Source organism: Rhodobacter sp. P2_H5 (genome assembly GCF_056403335.1).
Genome location: NZ_JBFUFS010000011.1, coordinates 97,714 through 113,326, shown reverse-complemented (window position 1 = coordinate 113,326; position 15,613 = coordinate 97,714). Strand labels below are relative to the sequence as shown.

The window sequence follows — 15,613 nt, the reverse complement described above, 5'->3', positions numbered from 1 at the left end:
GAGCAATTGGTAAGGCGGGCCGGGGTCACATACCTTGGTGTTATTGGGGCGCAGACCCGCGCAGGAGGCGCACTGGTCTTGTCACCGCCGCCGCCGCTTTTTGGGGCGACAGGGCCGGAAACGGGTCAGGGCGGGCACCCGCAGATGCCTCAGCCCCTTGCCACGCGGCCTGCGGGCTTGGTGCGAAACGGCTTTGCGACTTAGAACGGAGTCTTCAGGATTTGCGACACGACGTCACGATTCCATCCAGAGGAGGATCTGCGCATGATGCTTGGCCTTTCGCTTGCTGCCTTTACGCTTTTGCATGTCGTGATCAGCTTGATCGGCATTGTGGCCGGTCTGGTCTGGCTTCTTGCGGCGATCCGGGGGGCATTTCTCAGGGGATGGAATGCCGCTTTCCTGGTGGCGACCATATTGACCAGCGTGACCGGCTTCATGTTCCCGATCCAGGGCTTCACCCCGGCCCTCGCCGTCGGGGGCCTGTCGCTGGTCGTGCTGGCCGTCGCGGTCCTAGCCCTTTATCGCTATGGCGGCAGGGGCGGCTGGCGCAGCGTCTATATGCTGACGGCGACCTTCGCGCTTTACCTCAATATCTTTGTGCTGGTGGTGCAATCCTTCCTCAAGATTGGCGTTCTGCATGATCTGGCCCCGACGGGAAGCGAACCGGCCTTTGTCGTGGCGCAGGCGGTGGCTTTGGTGGGGTGTGTCGCGCTGGGCTATCTTGGCCTGCGCGGGGCGCGGCAACTGGTGCTGTGAGCTTCGCCTGACCGGGCCCCGTGGCTGGCCCTTGCAAAAGAAAACCCCCGCCCCTGGGGATCAGGGGCGGGGGCGGAAAACTGCGGCGACAGCCTTATTCCGCGGCGAGGCGGGCCGGCTCTGGTGCGGGTTCCGGGGCCGCTTGCGGCGCCGCTACCGGTGCGGCGTGGAAGGTTGGCTCGCCGTGCTGCACCAGCGGGCGGTTGCCCACCATCCGGCGCAGAAGGACGTAGAAAACCGGGGTCATGAAGATGCCGAAGAACGTCACCCCGATCATCCCCGAAAACACCGCAACGCCCATGGCCTTGCGCATTTCCGCCCCCGCCCCGGTGGAGATCACCAGCGGCACCACGCCCATGATGAAGGCCATCGAGGTCATCAGGATCGGGCGCAGACGCAGGCGGCTGGCCTCGATCGCAGCCTGGATCGGCGTTCGGCCTTCAAACTCCAGCTCGCGGGCAAATTCGACGATCAGGATCGCGTTCTTGGCCGATAGGCCCACCAGCACCATCAGCCCGATCTGGGTGAAGATGTTGTTGTCGCCCCCGGTCAGCCAGATGCCGATCAGCGCGGCCAGCACCCCCATCGGCACGATCATGATGATGGCGATGGGCAGGGTCAGGCTTTCGTATTGCGCGGCGAGCACGAGGTAGACGAGCAGAAGCGCCAGCGGGAAGACCACGATGCTGGAATTGCCGGCGAGGATCTGCTGATAGGTCAGGTCGGTCCATTCGAACTTGATGCCTTGCGGCAGGGTTTCCGCCGCGATCTTTTCCACCGCCGCCTGCGCCTGACCCGAAGAGAAGCCCGGCGCCGGGCCTCCGTTGATGTCGGCGGCAAGGAAGCCGTTGTAGCGCGTGGTACGCTCCGGCCCCGAAGCGGCATCCACCTTCAGCAAAGCCGACAGCGGGATCATCGCGCCCGAGGCGGAGCGGACCTTCAGCTGGCCGATATCCTCGGGTTTGGCGCGGAAGGCGGCGTCTGCCTGAACGCGGACCGAATAGGTGCGGCCAAAGGCGTTGAAGTCGTTGACGTAAAGCGAGCCGAGGTAGATCTGCAGCGTCTCGAAGACATCCGTCACGGCCACACCCAGTTGCTGGGCCTTGGCGCGGTCAAGGTCGGCATAAAGCTGCGGCACGTTGATCTGGAAGCTGGAGAAGAGGCCCGCCAGCTCCGGCGTCTGATAGGCCTGGCCGAGGAAGGCCTTGGTCGCCTCGTCCAGCGCCTGATAGCCCAGGCCGGCGCGGTCCTCGATCTGCAGCTTGAAGCCGCCGGTGGAGCCGAGGCCGTTGACCGGCGGCGGCGGGAACATCGCGATGAACGCGTCCTGGATGCCGGCGAACTTCTGGTTCAGCTGCATCGCAATCGCGCCGCCTGAAAGCTCCGGCGTCGTGCGCTTGTCGAAATCATCCAGCACGGCAAAGACGATGCCGGAGTTCGAGCCGATGGTGAAGCCGTTGATCGACAGGCCCGGGAAGGCGATGGCATGCTCGACCCCCGGCTGTTCCAGCGCAATGGCGCTCATCCGCTTGATGACGTCTTCGGTGCGGTCGAGCGTCGCGCCATCGGGCAGTTGGGCAAAGCCGATCAGGTATTGCTTGTCCTGCGCGGGCACAAAGCCGCCGGGGATCAGGTTGAACATCGAATAGGTGCCGAAGGCGAGGGCCAGATAGACGCCCATCACGACGCTCTTGCGCGACACGAGGCCGCCGACGCCCTTGCCATAGACCCGGGACCCGGCGCCGAACATCCGGTTGAAGCCGCGGAAGAACCAGCCGAACAGGAAATCCATCCCGCGCGTCAACCAGTCCTTCTTCGCGTGGTGGCCCTTGAGCAGCAGGGCGGCCAGCGCCGGCGACAGGGTCAGCGAGTTGATTGCCGAGATCACGGTGGAGATGGCGATGGTCAGGGCGAACTGCCGGTAGAACTGGCCCGACAGCCCGGTGATGAAGGCCAGAGGCACGAAAACCGCGACCAGCACCAGCGCGATGGCGATGATCGGGCCGGAGACCTCGCGCATGGCGCGGTAGGTCGCCTCACGCGGGCTCAGGCCGTTTTCAATGTTGCGCTCGACGTTTTCGACCACGACGATGGCGTCATCGACCACGATGCCGATGGCCAGCACCAGGCCGAACAGCGTCAGCGCGTTGATCGAGAAGCCAAAGGCATACATCACCCCGAAGGTCCCGATGATCGAGACCGGCACGGCGATCAGGGGGATGATCGAGGCGCGCCAGGTTTGCAGGAAGATGATGACCACAAGGACCACCAGCGCCACGGCCTCCAACAGCGTGTCGACGACCTTTTCGATCGAGGCGCGCACGAATTTGGTGGTGTCATAGACGATCTCGTAGCGCACGCCCTCGGGCATGGCCAGTTGCAGCTCGTCCATCGCACCATGGACCTGATCGGCGATCTGGATCGCGTTCGACCCCGGCGCCTGCAAGACGGCCACCGCCACCGCGGGCTTGCCGTCCAGGAGCGAGCGCAGGGTGTAGTCGGCGGCGCCAAGCTCGATCCGGGCGACGTCCTTCAGGCGGGTGATCTCGCCTTCGGCGCCGGTCTTGACGATGATCTCGCCAAACTCCTCGGGCGTGTGCAGGCGGCCTTGCGCGTTGACGTTCAGCTGCAGATCGACGCCCTTGGGGTCGGGCGAGGCGCCGATGATCCCGGCGGCGGCCTGCACGTTCTGCGCGCGGATGGCGTTGGTGATGTCGCTGGCGGCGAGGCCATGGGCTGCGGCCTTCTGCGGGTCGATCCAGACGCGCATCGCATAATCGCCCGCGCCAAAGACCTGGACCTGGCCCACGCCCTGAATGCGTGCCAGCCGGTCCTTGATGTTCAAGGTCGCGTAGTTGCGCAGATAGGTGATGTCATAGCGGTCGCTGTCCGAGACGAGGTTCACCACCATGATGAAGTTGGGCGAGCTTTTGACCGTGGTCACGCCCAGGGCGCGCACTTCGGCGGGCAGGCGCGGTTCGGCTTGCGCCACGCGGTTCTGCACCAGCTGCTGCGCCTTGTCGGGGTCGGTGCCCAGCTTGAAGGTGACCGTCAGCGTCAAAACGCCATCCGAGGTCGCCTGGCTGTTCATGTAGAGCATGTTCTCAACGCCGTTGATCTGCTCTTCCAGGGGGGTGGCCACGGTTTCGCTGATCACCACCGGGTTGGCGCCGGGGTAGATGGCGCGCACGACGATGGAGGGCGGCACCACCTCGGGATATTCCGAGATCGGCAAGGAGCGCATGCCGATCAGGCCGGCCACCACGATGAGGATCGACAGGACGCCGGCAAAGACCGGGCGGTCAACGAAAAATCTGGACAGATTCATTTCAAAGCCCTCTCCGGCATGAAATTGGTAAAATTTGCTCTGCTCGGCGGGGCAGGTGCCGCCGATGAGGGTCTTGGGGTAGGGGGACCCAGGATCTGCCCGGCGCCTTTGGGCGCGGGGCAGGGGTCTTGTCAGTTCTTGGCCACGACCTCTTCGACCTGCGGCGCGACCACGGCGCCGGGCCGGATGCGTTGCAAGCCGCTGACGACCACGCGGTCGCCGTCCGAAAGGCCGCTTTCGACGATCCGCGCGCCTTCGACGTTTTGGCCGAGGGTGACCGGACGGTAGGTGACCTTGTTATCGGCATCGACGACGAAGACGAATTTCTTGTCCTGATCGGTGCCGATGGCCTTTTCGCTGATCAGGATGCGCGCCTCGGCCTTGGGTTCGCCCATCCGGATCCGCACGAACTGGCCCGGGATCAGGCGGCCGCCGGGATTGTCGAAGACCGCCCGCACGTCGATGGTGCCGCTGGCGGCATCGACCTCATTGCCGATCAGCTGCAGCTTGCCCTGAATGGGCGTGCCCTCATCGGCCAGGGTGCCGATCTCGACCGGGATTTCCTCGATCGGCGGCACCGCGGCGCCAGAGGCCGGCAGGGCGGCCAGCGCCTTGCCCACGACCTCTTCGGCGACGTTGAAGCTGGCATAGATCGGGTCGACCGAGACCAGCGTGGTCAGCTCGGACGAGGTTGAGCCGCCGGCGACGAGATTGCCCACCGTGACCTCCACCTTGCCGGCGCGGCCCGACACAGGGGCGCGCACTTTGGTGTAATCCAGCTCCAGTTCGGCGGCGTGCAGGGCGGCCTGGGCGGTCTGCACCCCGGCCTGCGCCTCGCTCAGCGCATTCTGGCGCTGGTCCAGATCACTTTGCGAAATGGCCGAATTGGGCGCCAGGCGCTTGCCGCGTTCCCATTCGATCTGGGCGAGGTTGGCCCGCGCCATGGCCGAGGCCAGAAGGCCCTGGCTTTGCGCCACCGCGGCCTCGTAAGGCGCGGGGTCGATGGTGAACAGAAGATCGCCGGCCTTGACAAGCGCTCCTTCGCGGAAATCGACCGACTGGATCGCCCCGGCCACGCGCGAGCGGATCTGCACCCGGTCCACCGCCTCAAGCCGGCCGGAGAAGTCCTGCCAGGTGTCGATGTCACGGCTTTTGATGACCGTCACGGTCACCGGTGTGGCGGGCGCTTCGGCGGGCGTGGTCGAAGCCACGGCCCGGGTGGACAGGGGCATTTCCAGAAAAAGGGCGGCTGCGGCAACCGAGGCTGCCAGTCCAAGGCCAACGGCCGTCAGGGTCCAGCCTGTGCGCTTCGTGGTCATAATTTCTCTCCTTGCAGCTTGTGGGCGCCGCGTATGGTCGTTTTGTCCGATGCCAGCCGGGTGAGGCTGACCGTGCGGACGAATTCTGAAAACTGGTCGCAGACGGTCTGTTGCCACTGCGATGGAACCCCGGAAATCCCGCCATAGACAGAGGGCCACCCGGTTCCGGCGGGAAGAACATGCTGGTGAACCGCGATCCCGGCATTTTTCAGTCGCTCGGCATAGCCTTTTGCCTCGTCAAGCAGCGGATCATCCATCGCGGTCAGCACCAGCGCCGGGGCCACGCCTGCCAGACGCGAGCAGGTGCAGGGCGCGGCATAGGGGTGGCAGACACCGCCGCTGAGGTAATGGCTCCAGCCCTCGGCCCAGCGTTGCCGCATGCCCACGGCATCGGCGTTGCGGAACGAGGCCGAGCCCATGAACGGGTCCAGAAGCGGCGAGAGCAGCACCTGACCGTCCAATTCGTTGGCAAAATGGTCGCGCGCCTTGAAGGCGATGGCGGCTGCGATATTGCCGCCAGCCTCCGCGCCGCCGATGAGCAGCAGGGATTTGCGGTTGCCGAGGCCGGTCCGCTTCTTGGCGAGATAGGAGAAAATCGCAAAGCCCACGTCCAGCGGCTTGGGGAAGATCCCGCCAAGCGGCGCGTTGTAGTCCGGCACGACCACGATGGCCCCGGTTTCGGCTAGCGCCCGGGCGACCGGGCATTCGGTCAGCTCGGAGTGCAGGAAGGCGCCGCTGCCGAAGTACAACAGCACCGGCGGGCCGCTGGTGCAGTCCGCGCCCTGATAGACGCGCGCCGAAACCGGCCCGACGGCCAGGTTTTCCAACAGCATGTCCTGCACGGCGACGGTCATCGGAGGCTCTTTCCTTGCAGATGATCGGCGGTCTTCCGCCTCTCGCATGTGCAGCATTTAGCGTTATTCGCTGTCTTGAATAAGCCCGGTAATTTTGACTACACTATCCGAAATTTCGAACAATGGTGCCATGTGCGCCGGGAGGTTCCGGTTGGACCAGCTTTCTGCCATGCGGGCCTTCATCCGCGTCGTCGAGACGGGGAACTTCACCAAGGCCTCGGAGGCGCTGGGCACGCCCAAGGCCACGGTGACCAACCTGATCCAGAATCTCGAGGCGCATCTGCAGACCAAGCTTCTGAACCGCACCACGCGGCGGGTGATCGTGACCACCGACGGCGCGCTTTACTATGAACGCGCGCTGCAGATCGTGGCCGAGATCGACGAGCTCGACGGCTCGCTGTCAAACTCGCAGGCGAGCCCCAGCGGCAGGCTGCGGGTCGAGATGGCGGGCGCCTTTGCCGACTGGCTGGTGATCCCGGCGCTGAAGGATTTCAACCGGAAATACCCCGATATCCATATTGATCTCGGCGTGGGCGACCGCACGGTCGACTATCTGGCCGAGAACGTCGACTGCGCGCTGCGCGGTGGGCCGCCGGGCGACCAGTCGCTGATCGCGCGACGGGTGGCCGAAATTTCCATGATCGCCTGCGCCACGCCGGATTATCTGGCGCAGTTCGGCACACCGACCCATCCCTCCGAACTGGAACCGCAGCATCACTGCGTGAACTATTTCATGGCCCGCAGCTACCGCAGCCAGCCGATCAGCTTCGCAAGGGACGGTGAAACCATCGAGGTGAACGCCCGCTATGTCGTCGCGGTCAACGACGCGCGCAGCTATGTGACGGCCACCCTCGCCGGCCTCGGCGTCGCAACCATGCCGCGCTTCATGGCGGCCGAGCACCTGCGCAGCGGCGCATTGCTGCCCTTGCTGACAGACTGGGCGCTGGAGCCGATCCCGCTTTACATCGTCTACCCGCCGAACCGGCACTTGAGCAACAAGGTCCGGGTCTTTGTGGACTGGCTGGTCCGCCTTCTGGCCGAAACGCCGCTGAACGGCTGAAGGCCACGGCCCGGTTAGGCGCAGTGTTGGGCAAGAAGGTGCGCCCCGACCCGTCACTGAGGGCACGGCTCTTGGCGCAGAAACGCCGCCAGGGCCTTGGCCAGATCGCAGGTGTTGGCTTCGGAAAAATGGATGCCGTCGAGGTTGGGCTTCCAGCCCCATGTCTGGCTGTCGCCAAAGCACAGGATCCGTTCGGTCATGGTCAGTCTCCGTCACATCGGTCGGTTGCTGCGGCGCGCCGGGTCAGAGGCCAGAAGGGCCAAAGCGGCGAGGGTCATGCAGGCTGCGACCACGGCATAGGCCGCAAAGCCGGTGCGCAGGCCCCAGCCTTGCGCCAAGGCGGACATCACGAACGGGAACACGAAAGCGCCGACCCCACCGCCGGTGGCCGCAAAGGCGATGGCCTGGCTTTGCGCCAGCGGGAACCGCTTGCCCAGAAGCGAGATGATCGCGGGGTAGTAGATCGAACAGCCAAGGCCTGCGAGGAACACCAGCCCGAGGCCAAGGGTCGCAGTGCCGGACGTGACTGGGGCAAAGCCCAGAAGGCAAAGCGCCGCCGTGGACAGCGTGGCCAGAGCCGCGAGCCCCACCAGCATCGCCCCCTGATGCGGGCCGTGGTACAGAAGCGGCACGCCAAGGCGACCCGCCAGAACCCCCGCCCAGAACAGCGAGACCAGAAAGGCGCTTTCGCCCGGCTGATAGGCGAAGACCTGCACGAAGTATTCGGCGAGCCAGCCGCTCAGGCCCAGCTCGACGCCGACAAAGCAGAACAGCGCCAGGAAGGAAATCCAATAGGCCGGGTCGCGGCCTGCGCCCCGCAGCGGGGCGGCTGGCTCCTTCGTCTGGCCAAGGCGCAGCTGCAGCGGTAGGGTCAAAAGGATCATCCCCGCCAGAATGGCCGCGATGCCCCGGTAGACCGTGATCCAGTCCAGCCCGGCTTTCAGCAGCAGACCCACGGCCACGGGCCCCAGGATGGCGCCGATCGCAAAGGCGCTGTGCATCATGTTCATCGTGCGGCCCTTGCCCTCGGTGTCCATCCGCAGCGTGGCCCAGTTCGCCCCGACCTCGAGAAACCCCTGGCCGAGGCCGATCAACCCGCTGAGCAGGAGGTTGGTCAAAGGGCCCGCCGTGGCCGCGAAGAACAGCATCCCGACCGCCGCACAGCCGAGGCCGAGCAGGATCGCCGCCTTGGCGCCCCAGTGTTTGACCAGCGGGCCCGCGAGGAAGGTGGCGGTGAAATAGGCGACCGACCCCGCGGCAAGCACGAGGCCCGCGGTAAAATAGCTCCATCCGAAGCCGGACAGGATCTTGGGCAGGGTGGCCCCGAAGATGGTCACGAAGGTGCCGAAAATGGTGAAGATGCCAAACATGGCAAAGAACAGGACGCGGTACCGCGGGTCGATCAGGGCCATGGGATGTCCGATTTATGGGATGGGTTGGGCCGGGGTCGGGCCGGATGCCATATGCACCGCGACCCCATTGGCGCGGAACCGCGCCAGCTGCACCGGGTCCGCAGCAGAGGGCAGCACAAGATGTGCGATCACCGCGACCTCCGCCACTTTGAACGGCGCTGCGGTGCCCAGCTTGTCCAGCGTGGCTGCGACAACGACCTGAGAGCTTTGATCGACCATCGCGCGTTTCACCTCGGCCTCTGCCGGGTCAAAGGCGGAAATGCCATGGGTGGCATCCACCCCGCAGGAACCGAGGAAGAACAGGTCGGCGTTGATCTGGCGGATCGCCTCCAGCGTGGTGCCACCCAGCGCCGCGCCGATCTTCAGGTCCAGAAGGCCGCCGAGCAGCACGACGCGGGCGCGCGGGTGGTCCGACAAGGCCATGGCGACAGCCGGGGCATTGGTGAGGATGGTGAGGTCGATGCCCCGTGGCAGGGCGGCGGCAATCGCGGTGTTGGTGGAGCCTGCGTCGATGAACAGGGTCTGGCCCGGCTTCACCAGGGCCGCGGCCGCGGTGGCGAGGCTTTGCTTCACCTCGGCGTCGTCGTGCAGGCGGGTCGCGATCGGCGCGGGCAGCGGCGTTTCCAGAAGTGCGCCGCCATAGACCCGCCGGCAGAAGCCCGATCTTGCAAGATCACGCAAATCCCGGCGGATCGTGTCTTCCGAGGTGCCGAATTCTTCGGCCAGGTCGGTTGAAACCACCTTGCCGTTCAGCATCAGGCGGCTGCGGATGAGGTCGTGGCGTTCTTGGGTCAGCATGTTTGCACACTCTTGCACGGTTTCGCCCATTTGGCCGGAACCGGCGCGAAAGATCAAGGGGCGGCGAAATTGCCGACCCTTGCGTGGGTGTCAGGTGGCGGGGGTGGCGTATTTGGCGGCCAGGGCGCGGACCTTGTCGGCCGAGGTATTCAGGGCCTCCGCCGAAATGTCGCCCGCGTTGGCGGCGGCGATGATGGCCTGGGTGATATCCTCCAACTGGGTGCCGACATCGGCCAGAAGCAGGAAATCGCAACCGGCATTCAGCGCGTCGATCGCCACCTCGGCGACGGAATCGCCGCGCATGGTGGCCTGGCTGTCGAGGTCGTCGGCCATCACGATGCCGGGGAAGGCCAGTTCGCGTTTCAGCTTTTGCACCACTTTGGCCGAGCGGAGGGCCGCCTTTTGCTCATCCAGATGGCGGACGATGGCAGGGCCGACCATCAGCATCTCGACCCCGGCGGCAATGGCGGCGCGGAAGGGGGCGAGGCCGGCCTCGATCGTGGCGGCATCGGCCAGACACAAGGCCGAAGGGTCAATCGCGGGATCGGCGGTGGTGGCGCTAAAGCCAGGAAAATGCTTGCCGGTTGCCGCAACCCGGCCGCGCTGCGCACCACGGATATAGGCGGCGGACAGGCTGGCGACGAGGGCGGGATCGCTGGACCAGGTGCGCCCCTCAAGCCAGGCATTGGGCCCGGTCAGCACATCCAGCACCGGCGACAGGAAGACATTGACGCCCATTTCTGCGGCATAAGTGGCGATGCGCCGGGTCAGGGCCTCGATCTCTTCCGGGCTGGTGGCGGGCAGGTCGGCGCGCGGGGGGAATTGCGGCACCAGATCGTGGAGCCGGCAGATCCCGCCCATTTCCTGGTCAATCGCGGTCAGCAGCAGGCCGGACCGGGCGCGGGCATTTGTGGTGAGGCGCAGGAAGGTCTCGGGCGTCTCCAGGCGGCGGCGCTCGGCGCTCATGACGCGGGCGACATATTCCGCCCGGCATTCCCCCACGAGGATCGAGATGCCGCCCTGATCGAGAAAGGCCTTGGTCGCCGCGCTCAGCGTGACGCCGTCAAAAGCCGGCAGCAGAACCGCGCGGGCGTTTTCAGAAAGGGTGAAGGGCATGGGAGACTCCAGAATCTCGAGGGTGAGCTTGCTGTTTTCTGCGTGTTATGTGCGGGATGGTCAAGTGATTCGTATAAAAACACGTATAAATGTGCAAAATATCTTGCCGGATTGCCGGATCGCATTTAGCAAGGCGCCAAAAGCAGAGGAGGATTTGCGATGAAGGTGGCTCATGTGGCGCTGTGGACCCGTGATCTGGACGCGCTGTGCCAGTTCTGGGCGCGGGTGTTCGGGGCAGAGGTGGGTGCGGTTTACGACAGCCGCAATCGTCCCGGCTACCGATCGCGGTTTCTGACCTTCGCCGAAGGTCCCTCGGTCGAGGTGATGACCGGGCCTTGGGTGGGCGATCCTGCGGGCCATGAAGCCTCCGGTTATGCGCATCTGGCGTTGTCGCTGGGCAGCCGCGCGGCGGTGGACCAGCTTTCTGCTGCCATGCGGGCCGAGGGGCGGCTGGTCTCGGGGCCGCGGCTGACCGGCGACGGCTATTATGAAGCGGTGCTGCGCGACCTCGACGGCAATCTGATCGAGATCGTGGCGTGACAAGGGGCAGGTCAACAGACCCCCTCGCGCTACTCAGGCCGGATCAAGCTGCGCCCGCAGGCGGGGCGCGGCCTTCAGGGCCAGCGCTGCCACGGTGAGCGAGGGGTTCACCGCCGCCGAGGTCGGCAGGACCGAAGCGTCGGTGATCCAGAGATTGGCAATCTGGTGCGATTGGCAATCGGGGGTCACGACGGATTGGCGCGGGTCATTGCCCAGACGGGCGGTGCCGCATTGGTGCGAGGTGGTCTTGCGGCCAAAGGTGCGGGTCAGGACGATGGGAAAACCGGCGCGTTTCATCAGCGCGGATGTGCGCGCGATTAGCGCCTGATGGGCGGCCATGTTGGACCGCTCCCAATGCATGGTGATCTGGCCGTTCTTCACGGTGACCCGGCTTTCGGGGTTGGGGATATCCTCGCTTTGCAGGAACCAGCCAAAGGCATAGCGGGCCAGAAGGCGCGCCATAGGCATCGGCAGCAGCGGCATGTTGGCTTTCAGGATCGGGCCGGTGATGCGGCCAAGGCCCTGCACATTGCCCAAGGGATAGCCGGTTTCGGGGTCTTTGTCGTAAAAATCGTTCAGGCTCAGGGTCTTTTGATAGACCGAGGTGTTCGGCAGGCGCGGGTTGAGGGTCAGCATGGCCGAGGAATTGTGGTTCATGAAGTTGCGCCCGACCTGATCGGAGCCATTGGCAAGCCCGGTCGGATGCGCGGCATTGGCGGACCGCAACAGAAGCGCCGCGGTCTGGATGGCACCTGCGGCGACGGCATAGCTGTGGGCGGTCAGGCGGATCTCGCGCCCCTTGTGGCGGACGACGGCGGCGGTGATCCGGGCCCCCTCGGCGCTGTTGGTTTCGAGCCGCAGCACCTCGGCCCCGGTCATCAGGGTGACATTGGGGTGGCGCAGCGCCTCGGTCAGGGGGCCGGATTCGGCGTCGATCTTGCCGCTGCCGGTGTTCGGGAAGGCGTCCCAGCCGGTCTTGCCCCCGGCGAGCCAGGCCTCGATGTCGATGGCGAGGGGGAGGGAGGCGGGATGCGCCCCGGCCTTTTGCAGCCGGCGCCGCACCTCGTGCATCACCGGCTCATCGGGGACGCAGGGGAAGGGGTAGGGCAGGGCGTGCGGCGGCTCGGTCGGGTCTTCGGTCGCGGTGCCGCGGACGCGGAACAGGGCCTCGGCCTTGTCGTACCAGGGCGCAAGGTCGGCATAGGACAGCGGCCAGCCGGGGGTGGTGCCGCCCAGATGGGCGCGGGGGTGGAAGTCGGCCGCGCGGTAGCGGTACATCACCGCGCCGTAGAACTTGGAATTGCCGCCGACGACATAGTAATTGCCTGCCACGAAGGGCGTGCCGTCCGAGCCCATCCATTGCTCGGTCGGGGCGAAATGGCCGCGCTGGAAGATCGCCACATCATCGCGGGTCTCGGGCGAGGGGCGCAGCTGTTCGCCCTTTTCCAGGATCAGGATGCGCAGGCCCGAAGGGGCAAGGGCGGCGGCGAGCGTTGCCCCGCCAATGCCCGAACCGATGATGAGGAGGTCGGCGTCCATCGGCTGTTCCTCAGACCAGGCGGGTTTCGGTTTCGGCGTCGAAGAGCACGATCTTCTCGGTCTTGATCGCCAGCGTGACCTTGTCGCCCGCCGCCACCGCAAAGGGTTCAAGGCGCGAGATCACCTCGACCCCGCCCATCAGGAAGACGGCCAGCGTGTCGGCGCCGGTGGGTTCGACCACGTCGATCTGCACCGGAAGGGCAGCCCCGCCATTCCGGTCCAGCGAGAAATGCTCCGGCCTTATGCCGACCAGCACCGGCTTGCCGTCGTAAAGCCGTGCGGTCTCGGGCGAAATCACGATGCCGCCGATCTGCGCTGGGCCGTTCGGGCCTTCCAGCACCACCGAATGGCCCGAGAGCCGGCCCGGGATGATGTTCATGGCCGGCGAGCCGACGAACCGCGCCACATAGGTATTGGCCGGGCGGTCGTAGACTTCTTGCGGCGGCCCGAATTGCTGGACATTGCCATCCTTCATCACCGCGATGCGGGTGGCCAGCGTCATCGCCTCGATCTGGTCATGGGTCACATAGACGATGGTGGTGCCAAGGCGCTGGTGCAGGCGCTTGATCTCGGTCCGCATGTCGACGCGCAGCTTGGCGTCGAGGTTGGACAGCGGCTCGTCGAACAGGAACAGCTTCGGCTCGCGCACCACGGCGCGGCCCATGGCGACGCGCTGGCGCTGGCCGCCGGACAGCTGGCTTGGGCGGCGGTCGAGAAGCTGGCCCATCTGCAGCATCTCGGCGGCGGCTTGGGTCGCCTTGGCGCGGACATCGGATTTGGTGCCGCGGATCTTCATGCCGAATTCGATGTTTTCGCGCACCGTCATCGTCGGGTAGAGGGCATAGGATTGAAACACCATCGCGATGTCGCGGTCCTTCGGCGCCATGTCGTTGATCGTCTCGCCGGCGATCCGGATCTCGCCCGAGGTGATGCTTTCAAGTCCGGCGATCATGTTCAGCAGGGTGGACTTGCCGCAGCCCGAGGGGCCCAGGAGAACGAGAAAATCCCCATCGCCGATCGAAATGCTGACCTCTTTCAGAACCTGGTGGGTTCCGTAAGATTTGCGGACGCGGTCGATTTCAAGAGTTGCCATCAGGGTCAGCCTTTTACTGCGCCTGCCGTCAGGCCCCGCACGAAATAGCGGCCGGCGACGACATAGACGATGAGGGTGGGAAGGGCGGCGATCATGGCGGCGGCCATGTCGACATTGTATTCTTTGCGGCCCATCGACACGTTGACGATGTTGTTCAGGGCAACCGTGATCGGTGCACTCTGCCCCGCGGTGAAAGAGGCGCCGAAGAGGTAGTCGTTCCAGATCTGGGTGAATTGCCAGATGCAGGACACCACGATGATCGGCAGGGCGGTCGGCAGCATGATCGAGACGAAGATCCGGATGAACCCGGCCCCGTCAATCTGCGCGGCCTTGACCAGCTCATCGGGGATGCCGATGAAATAGTTGCGGAAAAACAGCGTGGTGAAGGCGATGCCGTAGATGGTGTGGACCAGCACCAGCCCCGGCAGCGTGCCTGCCAGATGCAGCATCCCGAGCGTCTGCGCCATCGGCAGGATCACCGCCTGAAACGGCAGGAAGCAGCCGAAGAGCAGCAGGCCGAAGATGAAGTTCGACCCCGGAAACCGCCATTTGGTGATGACATAGCCGTTGATCGCCCCGATGCCGGTGGACAGAAGCACCGCGGGGATGGTCAGCAGGATCGAGTTGATGAAATAGGGCTTCAACCCCTGGCAGGCGGTGCCGTTGCATGCCTGCGACCAGGCGGTCACCCAGGCTTCGAAAGTGATTTCCCTCGGTAGGCCGATGAAGGAACCCGCATAGATCTCGTCCAGGTGTTTGACCGAAGTGACCACCATCACCCAGAGCGGCATCAGGTAGAAGGCGGCCATGAACAGAAGAGCGCCGTAGATGATGACGCGGCCCAGCATCTGTTGGCGGCGCAAAGAGGTGGCGTTAGTGGCCATCGCGGGCCTCCTTCAGTTCAGAGTAAAGGTAGGGGACGATGATGGCCGCGACCGTCATCAGCATCATCATGGCGCTGGCGGCGCCCACGCCCATCTGGTCGCGCCGGAAGGTGGCGGAATACATGAAGGTCGAGGGCATCTCGGTCGCCGATCCCGGCCCGGTGTTGGTCAGGGCGAGGATCAGATCGAAGCTTTTGATCGCGACATAGCTCAGAAGCACGATCACGCTGAGGAAGGCGGGCCGCAGCATCGGGATGATGATCGAACGGTAGATGCGGGGCAGACCCGCGCCCTCGATCTGGGCGGCCTTGATCACCGAATTGTCGATGCCGCGCAGGCCGGCCAGAAAGATCGCCATGGCGAAACCGGTGGATTGCCAGACGGCGGCGATAACGACGCAGTAGATGGCAAAGGTCGGCTGGGCGATCCAGTCGAAGACGAAGCTGGTCCAGCCGAGGTCGTTGACCACCTTCTGCACGCCCAAGGCGGGGTTGAGGATCCATTTCCACGCCGTGCCGGTGACGATGAAGGACAGCGCCATCGGGTAAAGGAAGATCGCGCGCAAAGCACCCTCGGCCCGGATCTTCTGATCCAGCAGGATCGCCATCAGAAGGCCAAGGCAGGTGGTCAGGCCCAGAAACAGCGTGGTGAAGATGAAGAGGTTGGCGACCGCCGTATGCCAGCGCGGGGTGGACCACAGGCGGACATATTGCTCCAGCCCGACGAAATCGTACTTCGGCACGATTTTGGAGGAGGAGAGCGAAATCCAGCCGGTCCAGGCGATGAACAGATAGACCGCGACCAGAACCACCAAGAGGCTGGGGGCCAGAACCAGCCGCGGCAGCCAGTTCGCCAAGCGTTCCGAAAAGGGTTTGGTTCTCGTCATCGGGATGTCCTGTGGTTTGAAGGATCAG

At 65.0% G+C, this 15,613-nt stretch carries 14 protein-coding genes; 3 read left to right on the top strand and 11 right to left on the bottom strand.

The genetic code is table 11. From position 1 onward, the window contains the following. The first annotated feature begins 264 nt into the window (after nucleotides 1-264). Nucleotides 265-756: a hypothetical protein gene (locus AC1DVR_RS15685; RefSeq protein WP_478001535.1), complete on the top strand. Its 492-nt coding sequence runs from the start codon at nucleotides 265-267 to the stop codon at nucleotides 754-756. A gap of 94 nt (nucleotides 757-850) precedes the next feature. Here the strand turns inward: AC1DVR_RS15685 and AC1DVR_RS15680 are convergent, their stop codons facing one another. From AC1DVR_RS15680 to AC1DVR_RS15670, 3 genes are all read right to left on the bottom strand, one after another. Further along, nucleotides 851-4,084 (bottom strand): efflux RND transporter permease subunit, encoded by a 3,234-nt coding sequence (locus tag AC1DVR_RS15680; RefSeq protein ID WP_478001534.1) that lies wholly within the window; start codon nucleotides 4,082-4,084, stop codon nucleotides 851-853. Nucleotides 4,085-4,215: 131 nt separating this feature from the next. Then, entirely contained in the window at nucleotides 4,216-5,403 is a 1,188-nt protein-coding gene (locus AC1DVR_RS15675; RefSeq protein WP_478001533.1) for an efflux RND transporter periplasmic adaptor subunit, read from the bottom strand. Next, nucleotides 5,400-6,257: an alpha/beta hydrolase fold domain-containing protein gene (locus AC1DVR_RS15670; RefSeq protein WP_478001532.1), complete on the bottom strand. Its 858-nt coding sequence runs from the start codon at nucleotides 6,255-6,257 to the stop codon at nucleotides 5,400-5,402. The genes AC1DVR_RS15675 and AC1DVR_RS15670 overlap by 4 nt, the downstream gene beginning before the upstream one ends. Before the next feature lie 151 nt (nucleotides 6,258-6,408). On the opposite strand from AC1DVR_RS15670, the gene AC1DVR_RS15665 reads away from it, so the two are divergent. After that, nucleotides 6,409-7,317 (top strand): LysR family transcriptional regulator, encoded by a 909-nt coding sequence (locus AC1DVR_RS15665; RefSeq protein ID WP_478001531.1) that lies wholly within the window; start codon nucleotides 6,409-6,411, stop codon nucleotides 7,315-7,317. A 53-nt stretch (nucleotides 7,318-7,370) separates the two neighbouring features. On the opposite strand, the gene AC1DVR_RS15660 is transcribed toward AC1DVR_RS15665, so the two are convergent. From AC1DVR_RS15660 to AC1DVR_RS15645, 4 genes are all read right to left on the bottom strand, one after another. Beyond that, a complete protein-coding gene (locus AC1DVR_RS15660) occupies nucleotides 7,371-7,517 on the bottom strand; it encodes a hypothetical protein (protein WP_478001530.1) in 147 nt (48 codons plus the stop codon). Between the two features lie 12 nt (nucleotides 7,518-7,529). Beyond that, a complete protein-coding gene (locus AC1DVR_RS15655; RefSeq protein ID WP_478001529.1) occupies nucleotides 7,530-8,729 on the bottom strand; it encodes an MFS transporter in 1,200 nt (399 codons plus the stop codon). A 12-nt stretch (nucleotides 8,730-8,741) separates the two neighbouring features. Then, a complete protein-coding gene (locus tag AC1DVR_RS15650) occupies nucleotides 8,742-9,527 on the bottom strand; it encodes a DeoR/GlpR family DNA-binding transcription regulator (RefSeq protein WP_478001528.1) in 786 nt (261 codons plus the stop codon). A 90-nt stretch (nucleotides 9,528-9,617) separates the two neighbouring features. Then, nucleotides 9,618-10,643, bottom strand: coding sequence for a glycoside hydrolase family 3 N-terminal domain-containing protein (locus tag AC1DVR_RS15645; RefSeq protein WP_478001527.1), 1,026 nt, complete (start codon nucleotides 10,641-10,643; stop codon nucleotides 9,618-9,620). Between the two features lie 159 nt (nucleotides 10,644-10,802). Here AC1DVR_RS15645 and AC1DVR_RS15640 point away from each other — a divergent pair, with 159 nt between their 5' ends. Further along, nucleotides 10,803-11,183: a VOC family protein gene (locus tag AC1DVR_RS15640; protein WP_478001526.1), complete on the top strand. Its 381-nt coding sequence runs from the start codon at nucleotides 10,803-10,805 to the stop codon at nucleotides 11,181-11,183. A 33-nt stretch (nucleotides 11,184-11,216) separates the two neighbouring features. Here AC1DVR_RS15640 and AC1DVR_RS15635 read toward each other — a convergent pair whose 3' ends face one another. Genes AC1DVR_RS15635 through AC1DVR_RS15620 form a run of 4 tightly spaced genes read right to left on the bottom strand, consistent with a single transcriptional unit; the run spans nucleotide 11,217 to nucleotide 15,585 of the window. Continuing rightward, a complete protein-coding gene (locus AC1DVR_RS15635; protein ID WP_478001525.1) occupies nucleotides 11,217-12,722 on the bottom strand; it encodes a GMC oxidoreductase in 1,506 nt (501 codons plus the stop codon). A 10-nt stretch (nucleotides 12,723-12,732) separates the two neighbouring features. Further along, on the bottom strand, nucleotides 12,733-13,815 hold the full coding sequence (locus AC1DVR_RS15630) for an ABC transporter ATP-binding protein (protein ID WP_478001524.1): 1,083 nt from the start codon (nucleotides 13,813-13,815) through the stop codon (nucleotides 12,733-12,735). Nucleotides 13,816-13,820: 5 nt separating this feature from the next. Continuing rightward, nucleotides 13,821-14,663 (bottom strand): carbohydrate ABC transporter permease, encoded by an 843-nt coding sequence (locus AC1DVR_RS15625; RefSeq protein WP_478001568.1) that lies wholly within the window; start codon nucleotides 14,661-14,663, stop codon nucleotides 13,821-13,823. Nucleotides 14,664-14,688: 25 nt separating this feature from the next. Continuing rightward, nucleotides 14,689-15,585 (bottom strand): carbohydrate ABC transporter permease, encoded by an 897-nt coding sequence (locus AC1DVR_RS15620; RefSeq protein ID WP_478001523.1) that lies wholly within the window; start codon nucleotides 15,583-15,585, stop codon nucleotides 14,689-14,691. Nucleotides 15,586-15,613: the final 28 nt, after the last annotated feature.

What these genes read in the sequence shown, in the direction of transcription:
- AC1DVR_RS15685 (WP_478001535.1), top strand. Translation starts at nt 265, where the DNA reads ATGATGCTTGGCCTTTCGCTTGCTGCCTTTACGCTTTTGCATGTCGTG.
- AC1DVR_RS15680 (WP_478001534.1), bottom strand. Translation starts at nt 4,084, where the DNA reads ATGAATCTGTCCAGATTTTTCGTTGACCGCCCGGTCTTTGCCGGCGTC.
- AC1DVR_RS15675 (WP_478001533.1), bottom strand. Translation starts at nt 5,403, where the DNA reads ATGACCACGAAGCGCACAGGCTGGACCCTGACGGCCGTTGGCCTTGGA.
- AC1DVR_RS15670 (WP_478001532.1), bottom strand. Translation starts at nt 6,257, where the DNA reads ATGACCGTCGCCGTGCAGGACATGCTGTTGGAAAACCTGGCCGTCGGG.
- AC1DVR_RS15660 (WP_478001530.1), bottom strand. Translation starts at nt 7,517, where the DNA reads ATGACCGAACGGATCCTGTGCTTTGGCGACAGCCAGACATGGGGCTGG.
- AC1DVR_RS15655 (WP_478001529.1), bottom strand. Translation starts at nt 8,729, where the DNA reads ATGGCCCTGATCGACCCGCGGTACCGCGTCCTGTTCTTTGCCATGTTT.
- AC1DVR_RS15650 (WP_478001528.1), bottom strand. Translation starts at nt 9,527, where the DNA reads ATGCTGACCCAAGAACGCCACGACCTCATCCGCAGCCGCCTGATGCTG.
- AC1DVR_RS15645 (WP_478001527.1), bottom strand. Translation starts at nt 10,643, where the DNA reads ATGCCCTTCACCCTTTCTGAAAACGCCCGCGCGGTTCTGCTGCCGGCT.
- AC1DVR_RS15640 (WP_478001526.1), top strand. Translation starts at nt 10,803, where the DNA reads ATGAAGGTGGCTCATGTGGCGCTGTGGACCCGTGATCTGGACGCGCTG.
- AC1DVR_RS15635 (WP_478001525.1), bottom strand. Translation starts at nt 12,722, where the DNA reads ATGGACGCCGACCTCCTCATCATCGGTTCGGGCATTGGCGGGGCAACG.
- AC1DVR_RS15630 (WP_478001524.1), bottom strand. Translation starts at nt 13,815, where the DNA reads ATGGCAACTCTTGAAATCGACCGCGTCCGCAAATCTTACGGAACCCAC.
- AC1DVR_RS15625 (WP_478001568.1), bottom strand. Translation starts at nt 14,663, where the DNA reads ATGCTGGGCCGCGTCATCATCTACGGCGCTCTTCTGTTCATGGCCGCC.
- AC1DVR_RS15620 (WP_478001523.1), bottom strand. Translation starts at nt 15,585, where the DNA reads ATGACGAGAACCAAACCCTTTTCGGAACGCTTGGCGAACTGGCTGCCG.